General features: G+C 30.8%; 18 protein-coding genes and 1 pseudogene. 14 read left to right on the top strand and 5 right to left on the bottom strand.

Annotated features, from left to right (window positions below; all coding sequences use genetic code 11):
* From ACI48Q_RS12955 to ACI48Q_RS12925, 7 genes are all read left to right on the top strand, one after another.
* The coding region (locus tag ACI48Q_RS12955; protein WP_474919497.1) for an alpha/beta hydrolase at positions 1 to 426 on the top strand (426 nt) is incomplete at its 5' end.
* A 259-nt stretch (positions 427 to 685) separates the two neighbouring features.
* Positions 686 to 1,153: an NUDIX hydrolase gene (locus tag ACI48Q_RS12950; protein WP_474919496.1), complete on the top strand. Its 468-nt coding sequence runs from the start codon at positions 686 to 688 to the stop codon at positions 1,151 to 1,153.
* A gap of 347 nt (positions 1,154 to 1,500) precedes the next feature.
* Positions 1,501 to 1,869, top strand: coding sequence for a hypothetical protein (locus tag ACI48Q_RS12945; RefSeq protein WP_474919495.1), 369 nt, complete (start codon positions 1,501 to 1,503; stop codon positions 1,867 to 1,869).
* A gap of 127 nt (positions 1,870 to 1,996) precedes the next feature.
* Positions 1,997 to 2,662, top strand: a complete 666-nt coding sequence (locus ACI48Q_RS12940) for an acyltransferase (RefSeq protein WP_474919494.1) — start codon at positions 1,997 to 1,999, stop codon at positions 2,660 to 2,662.
* 463 nt (positions 2,663 to 3,125) lie between these two features.
* Positions 3,126 to 3,644: a GNAT family N-acetyltransferase gene (locus ACI48Q_RS12935; RefSeq protein WP_474919493.1), complete on the top strand. Its 519-nt coding sequence runs from the start codon at positions 3,126 to 3,128 to the stop codon at positions 3,642 to 3,644.
* 325 nt (positions 3,645 to 3,969) lie between these two features.
* Positions 3,970 to 4,842 (top strand): aminoglycoside 6-adenylyltransferase, encoded by an 873-nt coding sequence (locus tag ACI48Q_RS12930; protein WP_474919492.1) that lies wholly within the window; start codon positions 3,970 to 3,972, stop codon positions 4,840 to 4,842.
* Between the two features lie 335 nt (positions 4,843 to 5,177).
* Positions 5,178 to 6,035, top strand: coding sequence for a DUF6544 family protein (locus ACI48Q_RS12925; protein WP_474919491.1), 858 nt, complete (start codon positions 5,178 to 5,180; stop codon positions 6,033 to 6,035).
* Positions 6,036 to 6,105: 70 nt separating this feature from the next.
* On the opposite strand, the gene ACI48Q_RS12920 is transcribed toward ACI48Q_RS12925, so the two are convergent.
* From ACI48Q_RS12920 to ACI48Q_RS12910, 3 genes are read right to left on the bottom strand one after another with little or no spacing between them, the layout of a single operon-like run.
* Positions 6,106 to 6,198 (bottom strand): winged helix-turn-helix domain-containing protein, encoded by a 93-nt coding sequence (locus ACI48Q_RS12920; RefSeq protein WP_474919490.1) that lies wholly within the window; start codon positions 6,196 to 6,198, stop codon positions 6,106 to 6,108.
* Between the two features lie 20 nt (positions 6,199 to 6,218).
* Entirely contained in the window at positions 6,219 to 7,163 is a 945-nt protein-coding gene (locus ACI48Q_RS12915) for an alpha/beta fold hydrolase (RefSeq protein ID WP_474919489.1), read from the bottom strand.
* On the bottom strand, positions 7,144 to 7,788 hold the full coding sequence (locus ACI48Q_RS12910; protein ID WP_474919488.1) for a TetR/AcrR family transcriptional regulator: 645 nt from the start codon (positions 7,786 to 7,788) through the stop codon (positions 7,144 to 7,146). The genes ACI48Q_RS12915 and ACI48Q_RS12910 overlap by 20 nt, the downstream gene beginning before the upstream one ends.
* Positions 7,789 to 8,085: 297 nt before the next feature.
* Here ACI48Q_RS12910 and ACI48Q_RS12905 point away from each other — a divergent pair, with 297 nt between their 5' ends.
* The 4 genes from ACI48Q_RS12905 (at position 8,086) to ACI48Q_RS12890 (ending at position 10,778) form a co-directional block, all read left to right on the top strand.
* Positions 8,086 to 8,541, top strand: coding sequence for a hypothetical protein (locus ACI48Q_RS12905; RefSeq protein ID WP_474919487.1), 456 nt, complete (start codon positions 8,086 to 8,088; stop codon positions 8,539 to 8,541).
* Between the two features lie 280 nt (positions 8,542 to 8,821).
* A complete protein-coding gene (locus tag ACI48Q_RS12900) occupies positions 8,822 to 9,430 on the top strand; it encodes a GNAT family N-acetyltransferase (protein ID WP_474919486.1) in 609 nt (202 codons plus the stop codon).
* A gap of 398 nt (positions 9,431 to 9,828) precedes the next feature.
* Entirely contained in the window at positions 9,829 to 10,305 is a 477-nt protein-coding gene (locus ACI48Q_RS12895) for a GNAT family N-acetyltransferase (RefSeq protein ID WP_474919485.1), read from the top strand.
* Between the two features lie 8 nt (positions 10,306 to 10,313).
* On the top strand, positions 10,314 to 10,778 hold the full coding sequence (locus ACI48Q_RS12890; RefSeq protein WP_474919484.1) for a lysostaphin resistance A-like protein: 465 nt from the start codon (positions 10,314 to 10,316) through the stop codon (positions 10,776 to 10,778).
* Positions 10,779 to 11,320: 542 nt separating this feature from the next.
* Here the strand turns inward: ACI48Q_RS12890 and ACI48Q_RS12885 are convergent.
* Positions 11,321 to 11,869, bottom strand: a complete 549-nt coding sequence (locus tag ACI48Q_RS12885; RefSeq protein ID WP_474919483.1) for a VanZ family protein — start codon at positions 11,867 to 11,869, stop codon at positions 11,321 to 11,323.
* Between the two features lie 470 nt (positions 11,870 to 12,339).
* Between ACI48Q_RS12885 and ACI48Q_RS12880 the strand changes: the two are divergent.
* From ACI48Q_RS12880 to ACI48Q_RS12870, 3 genes and pseudogenes are all read left to right on the top strand, one after another.
* A pseudogene (locus ACI48Q_RS12880) lies at positions 12,340 to 12,948 on the top strand (IS1595 family transposase); the annotation flags it as partial.
* An 81-nt stretch (positions 12,949 to 13,029) separates the two neighbouring features.
* Positions 13,030 to 13,305 carry a nucleotide modification associated domain-containing protein gene (locus ACI48Q_RS12875; RefSeq protein WP_474919482.1) on the top strand — a complete coding sequence of 92 codons (276 nt, stop codon included), beginning with the start codon at positions 13,030 to 13,032 and terminating at the stop codon, positions 13,303 to 13,305.
* 366 nt (positions 13,306 to 13,671) lie between these two features.
* Complete coding sequence (locus tag ACI48Q_RS12870) at positions 13,672 to 14,007, top strand: DUF6483 family protein (RefSeq protein WP_474919481.1); 336 nt, start codon at positions 13,672 to 13,674, stop codon at positions 14,005 to 14,007.
* A 261-nt stretch (positions 14,008 to 14,268) separates the two neighbouring features.
* Here the strand turns inward: ACI48Q_RS12870 and ACI48Q_RS12865 are convergent, their stop codons facing one another.
* A complete protein-coding gene (locus ACI48Q_RS12865; protein WP_474919480.1) occupies positions 14,269 to 14,634 on the bottom strand; it encodes a hypothetical protein in 366 nt (121 codons plus the stop codon).
* Between the last annotated feature and the right edge of the window lie 8 nt (positions 14,635 to 14,642).

Raw genomic sequence — 14,642 nt, 5'->3', positions numbered from 1 at the left:
AATAAAAAAATTGGCACACTGGGGCATTCTTATGGTGGAAATACCGTGCTATTCCTGTCTGCATTAGATGAACGGATTTGTTTTAGCTGTGCAAGTGGAAGCGCATGCACCTATGAGAATCGAATGCTAAATGATGTAGGTATTGAACTGGCAAGCGTGATTCCGTGTTTCAACAAAAGCTATGATATATTTGATTTAGTACACTGTATTGCTCCAAGATCGTTATTGATTGTCTCTGCGGATGAAGACAAATACTCGAGGGATGCAGACTTTATTGTTGAACAAGCTCGTCCATCATATGCAAAATATGGGGCTCATAATAAATTATGTCATAAGAGATATAATGGTGGACATGGACTGACAAAAGAGAGGTTTGATTACATCATCAAATGGTTGTGTATGAGTGCCGAATACACCGCATTATAGGCATTATATGAAGATATTTTACTTCACATTCTTCTTAAATGATGTAACTAATATATAATTAAATAATTTTTTCAAATACCGTGTTATTCAAAAAAATAAGCGGTATTTTTTATTTCACAATTTGAATATGTTGCGAACTAATTAATAAAAGTGTTCTTTGAAAATTGAATAGTACGGTATTTGAAAATATGTTATTATATGTATGCAGAAATGTGAATTTGAAAGGCTGTTAAATCAAAATTTGAAGGGGGGTTAGTAAATGTCAAGAGCAAAAATGCAAGTGTTAATAATTCCATATATTAAAAATGAAGATGAAATAAAATATTGTATCTTCGACAGAGCGGATACAGAAGACAATGAAGACTTCTGGCAGTTTGTGGCTGGTGGTGGTGAAAATGATGAAAATCCGTTGGAAGCAGCAATAAGAGAAACATGGGAAGAAACTGGTATAAAAGAAAATGCTATATTTTATCAATTAGAAAGTATTAGTTATGTACCAACTAATTGTTTTTCAATGGAAAGACGCAAAGCATGGGGAATGGATTGCCTTGTAATCCCAGAGTATAAATTTGCTGTTTACGTTAGGGAGAACAATATTCAAATATCTGATGAACATAAAGAATATAGGTGGGTTAATTATGATACAGCAGTTGAATTATTGAAATTTGAAAGTAATAAGATAGCCTTATGGGAATTAGATAACAAAATAAAAATGAATTTACTTTGATGACAATTTTATCAAATTGCTACAGATTAGAGTATATTTCAGAGTTGGATAAATTCCAATTTGTAGGGTAGATTGAATCAACTTCAGACAAACTCATATTACGAAAATAAAATAAAAAATCAAATTTATGCAAATACCGTACTATTCAAATGAATATGCGGTATTTTTTAATGCGTGATTCAAATATAGGACGAACTAAATAATAAAAAATGCTCTTTGGAAATTGAATAGTACAGTATTTGAATATATGTTATAATATGGATAAAATTAGTGTGTTTAAATTGTAATAGGTAAATAAGACGAAAAAAGACAAAGCGAAATTTGAATGGAGAAGGTAGGTGTTATCAATGAGTGAGAAAATGAAAAAAAGGCTTATACAAACTTTGCTATCAATCATCATATTATTGTTTGAGTTTTGGCTTTGTAGATATGTTTTCTTTGAGTGGCATGGAATGAAACAATTTCCTTTCTTTTTACTGATTGTGGGTAGCGCTGTAGTATTGATTGCCGCTATTTTCAGTTCAAAAGCGATGTCTATTGCTGCTTTATTAGGCTATATTCTCGGCTTCTTCAGTAATATGATTTTTCGCTCTTATGGAACAGACCTCGGCGGAGGACGAACCAGCAATGCATGGATCATTTGGGGTGGGATATTCCTTACCTTTGTATTGCTGGGAGTAGTAATTGAAATTGTACAGCGGAAAAAGAGGGGATAAATATAAGTTTGTTAGATTGCAATTAAGTCACCTTATTCTTAAAAATTGAACAATACTGTATTTACAAAATATGTTATAATTAACTCATGATAGTTAGATATTGCGAAATACATTAAGGAGGATTATGATGGGCATTTCCGTTGATGAACTTTTTACATTGAGAGAATTAGACGCACAAGCAATATTTGGAGGGGTTAAGCATCCTTGGGAAGTTCTTACAAGAATTAATACTTTCATTTTTGAGTACGCAAAAACTCTGCCAAATGATTTTGAAAGAATAGAGGAATTTATATGGGTTGGCAAAGGTACTACTATTGAAAAAAGTGTTCTGATAAAAGGTCCAGCGATTATCGGTTATAATTGCGAAATCAGGCATTCCGCTTACATTAGAGAAAATGTTATCATTGGTAATAATGTTGTCGTTGGAAATTCAACTGAAATTAAAAATTCAATTCTCTTTAATAAAGTGCAGGTTCCGCATTATAATTATGTTAGTGATTCAATATTAGGGTATAAAGCCCATTTGGGGGCAGGTGCAATAACCTCTAATTTAAAATCCAATGGAACGTTAGTAAAAGTAAAATATGGTACAGATATTATTGAAACTGGTTTAAGGAAATTTGGTGCAATTTTAGGTGATTCATCGGAAGTAGGATGTAATACAGTTTTAAACCCAGGGACAATATTAGGAAAAGGTAGTATTGTTTATCCATTATGTTCTGTGAGGGGTTATATTCCAGAGAATAGTATTTTGAAAAATAGTGGCGAAATTGTAGAGAGAAAACAAAGTTAAGTAACCAGAATATTTGTCCAGAATTTCGTATTCAGAAGTAAGTTTTACAGTATTTTACTTCACCACATTCTTAAATGATGTAACTAATATATAATTAAATAATTTTTTCAAATACCGTGTTATTCAAAAGAATAAGCGGTATTTTTCATTCCACAATTTGAATATTAAACGACATAACTACTTAAATAAGAGATGCAAATAATGTTCTTTGAAAATTGAATAATGCGTTATTTACAAAATATGTTATAATTGATTCGTGATGATAAGATAATGTTAAGTAAAAATTATCTGTATGAGAAATAAAGATAAATAGGAATTTGTATTATATCACTTTATTGTGTGTAATAAATGGAAAATAGAAAGGATGATGTCGGATGAATAGAAAATCATATAATATTTCGAACGTGATTGGGGGATACACGAGAAAATAATCCTCTAAATATTTTTTATTGGAGGAAAGAAAATGATTGAAATTCAATTACTTAGGCAGGAAAATATGAACAAAAATTCTCTTGATGATTATTGTAGAACTCAAAATGTAAGCCGAGTATACCGATTAATTAATGGAGAATATCAACTTATCAAAGATGAGTATACAATGGATTGGAGCTTGGAGAAAAAACGTTCTATTGCCAAGGAACTTCTGAGTAATAAGTATATTTCTTATGGTGCAATAGACGCAGGTAAAATAATAGGTTTTATTTCTTTGGAAAGTCAGTTGCGAGGAGAAAGATTAGTGTTAGATATGATGCAAGTTTCTCGGAACTATCGTGGTCAAGGATTAGGAAAAAAATTGTTTCAAATAGCCAAAGTAAAGGCAAAGGAAGTAGGAGCAAAACAATTGTACATTTCAGCATTTTCATCCAAAGAAACAATTGCTTTTTATAAAGCCATGGGATGCAAAGTAACAGATAGTCCAATTGAAAGTATTGCAAAATCAGAGCCAATGGACTTGCAGATGATTTATGATTTGGAGTGTTAATTTAATCAGAGTTTAGGAATAGACTAGATTATATTAACATGACACTAAGTGGATAAATTCCAATTTATTAAGGAACTTAAAAAGTAAATATAAAATAATATATTAAAGTATCGCATTATTCAGAAATGAATTTGCGGTATTTTTTACGTCGCAATTCAAATAAAGGTCAAAACAATTATTACTTCAGACTATGAATATAGGATGAAATAAGTAATAAAAATGTTCTTTGAAAATTGAATAGTACGGTATTTACAAAATATGTTATAATTAATTCATAATAGTTAGAAAGTACGAATTAAGGTTATTTGATTTTCGGGAGGTAAAAATGCGTACAGAACAGGAAATGTTTGATTTGATAATAAATGTCGCTAAAAAGGATGAAAGAATTCGTGCAGTTTTTATGAATGGTTCAAGAACAAATCCGAATGCTAAAAAAGATATTTTTCAGGATTATGATATTGAATATGTTGTTAAAGAAACAAAGTCTTTTCGTGAAGATAAAAGTTGGATTGACCATTTTGGGGAGCGGTTATATATGCAATATCCTGAAGGTAATTCGTTTTTCAGAGGTGATGTTGAGAATTGCTACGCATGGCTTATCCAGTTTACTGATGGAAATCGTCTCGATTTAACTGTATGCACATTAACGCAAGCACTTAAAGATATTCGGGAAGACAAACTTTGTAAGATACTGATTGATAAAGATAAGTGTTTACCAAATGTACCAGAGGCGACAGATAAAGAATATTGGGTAAAGAAACCAACAGAGTGCCAATTCATTGATGCATGTAATCAATTTTGGTGGTGTCTTAATAGTGTTGCGAAGGGTTTATGGAGAGAGGAAGTACCTTATGTAATGGATATGCTAAATCATGCTGTCCGTCCGTGGTTAATACTTTTATTAGGATGGAAAATTGGATTTGCCACAAATTTTAAGGTTAGTATTGGAAAGTCAGGAAAGTACATGTATAGATGGCTGAAAGGGGATGAGTGGAATGCATTTTTGAAAACTTATCCTGCAGGAGTTGTAAAAGATATTTGGGAAGCAGTATTTATAATGTGTGACTTATTTAATGATATTGCAAAAGAAGTATCTTTCATTATGAACGTTAAATATAATGAAGTTGAGGCAAATAACAGTTTGAAGTTTTTAAAAGATGTTTGCGTATTACCTAAAGATGCTGAAAAAATATATTAGTAGGTAGCATAAGGTATTCATAGTGTAAGTATAGTTACTTCGTAATCTTCTTATTTAACGTCACAACAATGAAAAACCGAATAATTGTTTTAAACATCGCATCATTCAATCATGAATTTTGCGGTATTTTTTATGTCGCAATTCAAAAACAGGATGAAGTAAATGCTACTTCATCCTATGAATATAGGGTGAAATAGCTAGTAGAAGGGTTCTTTGAAAATTGAATAGTACGGTATTTACAAAATATGTTATAATCAATTCATAATAGTATTAAATTGTGTTCGATAAATAGGAAATTTATCGAATGCTTGTAATAGGGATATGAGGTGGAATATATGCTTTGGATAGTGATAGTTTTGATTGCGCTGGCAATCATAGTGATGTACTTGGCCATACCCGGCGGCAGACTTTGGAAGCAATATCTGACAGATGTAAAAAGTTCTTTGACCGAAACAAATAGGCAAAGAAGCATACAGAGCATATTTACGGAAGATTATGTTACTGAACTGCCTGCTCTGCTCCGTCAGCACATCATCAATGGGGGCTATATGGGAAAGCCCTTTATGGATAACATGCTGATATATTTTCACAACACAAAGTTTCGTATGTCGGCAGGCAAAAAGCCAATTAAAATTAAATTCGTGCAGGTTAATTTTGTAAATAGACCAGACCGACACGCTTTCTTGACAGGACGAATTGGGGGGATTCCATTGCAGGCCAAAGACAGCGTGTTGGACGGATTCGGCTCTATGACAGGTGTGCTTGCCAAGCAGTTCCAGCTTTTCCGCTCTACTGGGGCAGAAATGGACCAAGGTCAGTTGATAACGGCGTTGGCAGATGCAGTATATATGCCGTCCTTGTTTTTACAGGAATATGTGTCATGGACAGTCGTTGACCATTGCATCGTTGAAGGTGAGATTTCATGGAAGGGCGTTACTGCTAAAGGAAAATTTACTTTTGACAATAATGGCAACATTATACGTTTTGATACCAATGACCGATATATGGACGAAAACGGGAAAGGCAGCTCGCTGGTGCCATGGTATGTAACATATTCTGATTACAAAGAACAGAATGGTTACTTTCAGCCGGGAAGCGTTAGTGTAAATTGGATGCTCCCGGATGGTGACGACACATATTTTGTGAGCGACCACATTGAGGTTCAATACTCAATAAATGAAGCAATTTTATGATTTAATTATTCGGTATAATATTCCTTAAGAACAATTATTAAAAAATACGAAATAAGGATTATTTATATAACTACTGTTCTTTTGTGAATACTTGTCCTTTATGGGAAACAAGGAAATACAGCAAGTCAAATTCTTTAGCAGTGAGATATAAAGATTTTCCCATATTACCACCTCGGTTCTTCATCACTTTGTGTTTCCTATAAATTCTTTTATATCAGCAGAGCAATCATGCCCCTCAATCATATGCCCACCATCTTCATAAATTGCTGTTTCAGAGTTCACTCTGGCAAGAAGTTTTTCAATATTTTCATATTTAGCCATAGGGTCGTCTTTAGCATGAATTACAAGTAGCGGAACTTTTATATTTTCTAATAGATATTCATCGTAATGAAGTGTCATATCAATATTTGTAATATTAGTGTCCGCAATAACACCCTGTCTGCGCAAACCAACAGGGAGCATTGTTTCAAGCAGACTTTCATCATTGTTACTAGTTCCTAGCATTGAATTAAAAGCGAAACCAAAATATTTTAGTGAGAACCACATCGGGAAATCATTTATAATAAATTCGGGAGGTCCCATCATGCCTAGTTCATCTAATTCACCAACAGTTCTTTTTTTATCTGGTGCCCCAGATGATAGGAGTATAAGTCCTTTAGTTCTTTCTGGATATTCAAGAGCAAATTGTAGTCCAGAAGCGCCACCAGCAGATGTACAAAGGATATATGTTTGTTCAATTCCTAATTCATCAATCAAATCTTTAAAAACTTTTGCTTGATTTTTAGGCGTTGGATTCTCTGGTAAAGATGAACCAGGGTAACCAAAACGGGAAATAGATATTTTTCTGCGATCATCTCCAACAAGTTTTTTTAAACTAATAAACCCTTGGTCATATCCACCAAAAATACCATGAGAAATTAGAATTACTTCTCCACGCCCATCTTCCACATAGCTCATTCTTCCAAACTCTGTATCTATGGTTTTTGCATGATATGCTTCAAGTTTTTTATTGGCGATTTCCATGTCAGTACGATAAGAGTAAAATATAAAAATACAGCCGACAGCAATCACAAAAAGCAGTAACAATAGACACACTTTTTTAGTCCTCCTATGATTTATTTGTTTCATCACTATGCTCCTTTACCAACGTATAACTATGTGAAAATGCAAGTACATGTTTTTCTATTATCGCTTTTAAGTTACTTAATTCTTCGTCATCTGAATCATATTTGAATAGCAATAAAAACAAAGGAGAATAAAAATGCAATGCCATGATATAAGGGTCTTCTTTTATAAAAAGTCCTTTTTTAATAAGTTCATTAAATAGTTTGGTTTCATAATCTAAAACACTATCTATAAAAATTTCTCTAAATAGTTTTGATACATTAGAGTTGGCATATTGCTCTATTGTAAGCATCTTTCTGAATTTAGATACTATTTCATCTTTTAAATAAAAGGAGAAAAGATTGTAGCACATGGCAGATAAAGTATTCATACTAATTTTTTGGTATTTTTCAACTGTTTCCGATGTTTCTGGTATAGTAAGCGAATTTCTTGCATTTTCTATTCGCTCTGTTACCTGAACTAGAATAGTGTCGAATATACTTTGCTTACTTTTATAGTGATTGTATAACGAACTGTCTTTTATACCAACTGCATTAGAAATTTGTTTTACAGACACTCCCTCATAACCATATTGAGAAAACAATGTTAGAGCCTCTTTCCATATTTTTTCTTTTGTATTATTTTTCATATAGCACCTCATTTCTGCATAAGTTAATGCCTAAAATAATAAAACTAGTAAACGCTAGTTTAATTATACTAGTGTTTACTAGTTTAGTCAAGCAAAGCAGTTATAATCTTATGGTGCTGGTTTTTGTTGGCTCAACATCCGAATACAAATCTATTCAAAGTATGTATTAGATTTAAGGGATAACTTTCATATTCATGCAATATTTGGTACAATATACCTTAAGTATGATTAAAATGAATTTATTTTATTAGACAGAATAAAAATTATTTATATGCTAATGAAGGGAGTAATTTAAAAATGGTACATTTGGTATATTGTGATGATAAAGAAAAGGTTTTGGAGAAAATCCTTGATGGTACCAAAATTATGATTGTAAGAGGTGCTGCAGGAAGAAAAATTCCTCATAGCAGAGTTTTTGAAGATGAAACGTTATACTTTATGAAAAAAGGAACAGGTAAGATATCTGCTATGGCTACGGTAGTAAGTGTTCAAAATTATATTAAATTGACAGAAGATGAAATTGTAAAAACACTTGAGGATAATCAAAGTATGCTTAATCTATCTAATAAGCAAAAAGAAAGATGGCATAAAAAATGCTTATGCTTAGTTGAGTTTAAAGATGTTAAGGAATTTGCTCCTTTAGAATTTGATCGTCAAAATAATATGGATGACTGGCTAATCATCGAAAAGATTGAAGATGTAGTGGTAGGCACTAGTATTCCATATAATTATAATAATTCTAAGTTTAAATAGAGTTAATAAGGAAAAATTTATAATAATAGTACTCATTATTCTTATCAGGCGATGTAAGTAAAAAGTTACGTCGCTTTTGATTTATATAACGATTTTGAAAGACTGAAAGAAGGGGCGGTTATAGATTCAGAAAATGGATTTTATAAGGATTTATTAATTTTTAAGATGATAGCCAAAACAACACAAGGCGATGATGAAAATGAATTAATTAGCCCTTGGTCTGAAATGAAGTATATTGACAATGAATTTTTAAGTAGAGTCATAAAGGAGGGCTATTAACATGAATTACTTAATCAAAAATGTTTCATCCAAACAAGAACTTGAAAAGACGTTTGATTTCTTTAAAATGATTTTTATAGGTATGCCTGTTGTCGAAAATCCAGAATACTCCCTTGAAAAATGGGAAGAACGGATGAAAAATCACGGAGATCTGATGCTGTATGCAAGTTTAGACAGTGAAGTAATAGGTATTGTTTTTGGTAGGATTAATGATAACTACAGTATTACGATCGGGCCGGTCGCCGTGCACGAAAATTATAGGGGTATTGGAATAGCAAAAGAGATGATCTTTCTGCTTGAGGAACGGGCGACACATTATGGGATTCATTCTATCAATCTTGGTGCGGTTGAATCTGCCGAAAGATTTTATAGCAAACTTGGGTATACAGGTTCATTGTTAATACAATCTCAAATCCATAGCATAGAGCAACTGCTTTCATTAAACAATAGATATAAGGTTGAATTCACAAATATCTACAACGGCAAAGTTAGTCAGGTGTGCTTGGAATTGACGGAATCAGATAGAGATTTACAGAAAGAATATGAGGCCGCTTTTCCAGGTTGCTACACCCAAATGATGTATTGGAAAAATATTGGAATTACAAGTTAAAACACCCATACACTAAGAGTATTTCGGTGTGACAAAAACGTCCAAGGTTTTTTTATTGGTAAACGGTTAATAACTTGTCAAGGTGACGAGATATTAACCGCTTACATAGAAATAGATAAAGAAAATAATTTATATACGTTTGTAAGAATAAATAACAATCCTTTTGACACTCTCTATGGAGAAGGTAAAACAGAAGAAGAACTAAGGCGAACTGGGGTTTTATTAGATAAAACACAATTCCAATGTTTACAGGAAATTGAGGATTTTAAATCAAACAATCCAACAGATCTTAATAAGCATGTAGTTGAAACATTACTATGATACTTATTATAGGTATGTTGTAGATGAGCATGCTATGGCTTTAGAAGAAAGATTAAGCCAATCAGATAGGAGGTTATATGGAGAATTTGATAAAACTTAGAGTGTTTAGAGATGAGGATATGGGTTTGTTCAAAAAGTGGTTGTATACCACTCATGTTGCAAAGTGGTATCATGAACCTTTGGATTGGATATATGAGGTTGAAAATCGAAATAATGAGTTTATTTGGTTACACCATTACATTGTGGAACATGAAGATAAACCGATAGGTTTTTGTCAGTTTTATGAGTATTATAATAGCGGTGAAACTTGGCATGGAGATACAGATGTCGATGGCACATATAGCATTGACTATATGATTGGAGAACCGAATTACCTGGGAAAGGGTTTGGGCAAGCAGATAATTAGGGCTTTAGTTTCAAAAATAGGTCATCATAATAATGCAAAACGAATTATCGTTCAACCAGAGGAGGAGAATAAGGCTTCTTGTGGTGTACTGCTATCTTGCGGATTTGAATTTGATAATCAAAACGAAATCTATATAAGCGTATTATGAGCATGATTATGAAGCTTGATAAATTCCAATTTGTAGTGGGGATTAATTATATTATAATACTTTTATTTTTTACATTAGCAGTAGGAATTTCAGAAGAGATTTATTTTAGAGGAATAATTTTAAAACTGTTAGAAGAAAAATATCCTATAAAAAAATCTATTATTATTTCTGCTTTAATATTTGGAATAGGTCATATAGCCAGTGTTTTGGCTGGTGGAAGTATTTTAGCAGTATTATTACAAATAGTAAATGCCTTTGTGTTTGGAATAATTGCTACTGAAATTGTTACTATTACAAAAAGTTTAATACCAATAATTATATGGCATTTCGTATTTAATTTTGTAAATCATATTACATTAGCAACTGGAATAAATGAAATAATTGCTACTGGATTTCAAGAAATTATTATGATTATTTATGCTTTTTATTTATGGAGCAAAATACCATTAAAAAATACGGATATAGTGAATTGATGAAACTATAAGTTATGAGCATACTGTGAGATTCAGTTTGCTTGCAACATTTATATTTTAGGAATTAAAAGTTATAAACAATTTTACTAGCGACAACATATAAATGCTGATACCGATGCAAGTAAAAATATTCTAAAACAAGGATTGAAAGAACTAAAAATAGATATGATGAACAGTTTCAAAGATTATAAAAAAGGGTAAAGAGGAAGAAACCCGCATGAAATCTATATATTTATATATTCTTATATTTATATAAATATAAGAATATATAAATATGGGGCTGTGGCACAATAGCTAAAATTTAAAGTGTAAAATTTAAAATGAAGGATATAATTTCAATGAAATTATTAGTAAATTATAATTATAAAACTTCTTCAAAGAAGTTTCCACCTTCATTTTACATTTTAAATTCTAAATTTTTAATTGTGCCACAGCCCCAATGAATAATGTAAGAATATTGTGCATTAAGTTTGCTGTAGATTATGCTTAATTTCTACGTTCCTTTTGTGTAGGGTATCTTCTTGAATATACAATAAAGATATTCATAATCTCAATCTCACTGCGAATAATAAATATAATAAAACAGGTAATCCTATTGCAGATATTATTGTGATTGCAACACGTACTTTTTTCTCATCTCGTAATATAAACAATAAAAACTTATACCCTAAAATACCAACTAATCCACCCAAACAATTTAAAATTATGTCATCAATGTCTGATGCTCCAATGCCTAAAAGGCCCTGAATGATTTCGGTAAATAAACTCACTATGAATATAAATAGCAGATTGGTTATTATTTTTTTATTGTTTTTGAATAATGACAAATATGTACCAAGAGGAATAAAGATAACTATATTGCCAACCACATTACTAAAAGCGAATCTTTTTATAGTGGCAGAGTTGCTAAATATATATTCCTTTATACTATAAAAAGGAATGAGATTGATTGACCTATCTAAAGTCCTTTGACTATTAAACAGATCCAAAAGCGAAACTCTTGATAAGAACAATAATTTAATTAAAAAAAGTATGTAACAAATGAAAACTCCATATAAAAAGACTGTTTCAATTCTCTCTCGTTTATTCATAATACCTCCATTTTTCATTTCATCCCTGCTTATTCTCTGACGTTCAGTTTATAATTTATTTCCTAAAATTCCTTAAAGCATCTTCTAGCTTTGTGTCTATGGTATGGGTCATAAATCATAATAGATGATAAAGTTGTTTTATATGTTTTAAGCCTACCTGAAACTTAATTATATCAAGACTTTTAAATGTATAAAATCAAAATAAATAAATTTTCAAAATAAGTTTACAAAGTTAAATAAAAAATCCTTCTTTATAGGTGTAATTACTCAATCCATTGATTAATAAAAAAAATGCAATTTCTATAGATATATTATTTTCCTATAATCATAAATTTTAAAATTTAAAAGCGTAGAACTAAAAGAAATAACAAAAGAAGAATTATCACAGTAATATTAAATTCTAAATTTTTAATTGTGCCACAGCCCCAATGAATAATGTAAGAAAAATGCGTACTAATTATATACCAAGGATACAATATGCCAAGTGCATGATAAATGGCTATTCCATAAGAAAATGTGCAAAGGAAGTTAAAATAAGCATACCTACATCATTCTATTGGAGGCATAAAGTATTAGACGCAATTAGAGCCTTTATGGGTATCGGAAGCGTAGGTGGCGTTATAGAGGTTGACGAGGCTTTCTTTAGGGAGTCTTTTAAAGGCAACCATAAGAAAAGCAGTACCTTTACTATGCCACGAAAGTCCCATAAAAGAGGCGTTAAAGGCAGTTTTAGTAGTAAGACCGAAAAGAGAAAAAGGGGTATATCCAAGGAACAGGTCTGTGTTCTTTGTGCTATGGATAGAACAGGAAATCTTATTACAGAACTTATATGCAAAGGAAGAATGAAACATATAAATTTAGAAAGGCTCTTTACTTGAAGGATTGAGGATGAAGCCATCCTTTGTACGGACTCCCACAAGAGTTATATTCAGTTTGCCCAAAATTTAGGCATTGAACTTCAACAGATTAAGCGTGGCAAGCATAAAGAAGGAATATATCACATACAGCATATTAATGCTTTCCATAGCAAACTCAAGAAGTGGATGGATAGGTTTAATGGTGTTGCAACTAAATATTTGAAATATTGTGATTTTGTACTGTATAATATAATAAATGAACCTTTGTAGTAAATGACGAATCAAACGAAAGGAGTATTTTATATGGAAAAAATTGACCGACATAAGGAAATATGTGAAAATTTAAATAAGATATATACCGCAAAGAATAAAGATTATGGAGATAGTTTTAGCGAGGGATTTCAAGAGTATGGTCTTGTTATGCCTGCAATTAGATTAGAAGATAAATTGCGAAGATATAAGCAATTAATTAAGCAGGATGCTGAAGTAAAAGACGAGAGCATTATAGATACGCTATTAGATTTAGCCAATTACTCTATCATGACTATTATTGAAATAGAAAATAGAGATAAAGAGTAATAATGAACAATATTCAAAAAGTCGAACTAAAGGAACTCCAGAAGGAGTTCCTTTAAAAATGCTATAATACCAACACTGTTCTTTAACAAAGCCTATATTTAAAACATATATATTTCAAATAATATTGATTAGTAATATTATAAAATTTTATTTGAATTCTATTAATTTTGTAATATAATAAAAATAATATTTTCATATAAAATAAACTATACATAATAAAGGAAGACATACATATGAAAGACGCAAATTATTTTATAGAAAAACTAACTAGAGCCTATTTTTAAAATTAAATAATCAAGAGAATTTACACAAATAATAAACATAAATTGTCAAAGGCATTAATAAAAAAAAATAAGGTGGAATATTATGAGTATCAAAAAATCTATAGATGACTTAGGAAAACTATTTGGTAAAACTATTTTAGAAAATGATGAAAAAACTGATACGGAAAAAATTGGTTCAACAGGTTTATTTAAAATAATTTTAAATAAATTATTTCATGAAGGCAATTATGATAAAGCAGAAGATTTAATCTTTGAGGAATTAGAAAAAAATGATTCTCCTGAAGTATATGAAATAGCTGTGGATTTTTACAATGCATTGCTGAAAAAAAGTGATGAAGAATTGAATGAAAGTAACTTTTCAAGAGATGAAATTTATCAAGGATTAGAGGATATAAAAAAGTTTGAAACTGATTTATAAATCTACTGAATATAAAAATAGCATATATTAACGAAGTACCCTCAAAATATTAGTTATTTTTGCTTAACATTTTGAGGGTACTTTTATAATTTTCCTTCTTTGCTATCTTTGTTGAATCTATATATCCATTTTTTTAGAGGTTACATAAGAGCCCTAAACCACAAATCCTAATTTATATTACTCAATCTCAAATTAAAAAGAAGTCCCATACCTAAATAACCAATTCCATTTTTGTAATTTAATAATTTAACAAATCCTAAATTAATCTCTTTTACTAATTTCATCTGTTATTAATGATTTTGATATATACATCGCTTCTATTATGTTCTTAAAGCGCTTGTGATAAGAGGTACCCTCCTCAAATTTTGATTGTGCTTTTTCACATTTACTGATAACTGAAGATACTGGGCGTAATGCTTCTATCAATTCTTCTTTTGTATATTTATCTATAACATTTTCATCTGTTATTAATGATTTTGAAATATACATCGCTTTTATCCTATTCTTAAGGAGTGTGTGCTGAGAGGTACCCTCCGCAAATTTTGGCTGCATTTTTTCACACTTACTGATAGTTGAGGATACAACTCGTAGTGCTTCTATCAATTCTTCTTTTGTGTATTTGTCCATATCATTTC

This window comes from Clostridium sp. LXY-7 (genome assembly GCF_056172015.1).
This window is presented reverse-complemented; position numbering and strand designations above follow the sequence as displayed.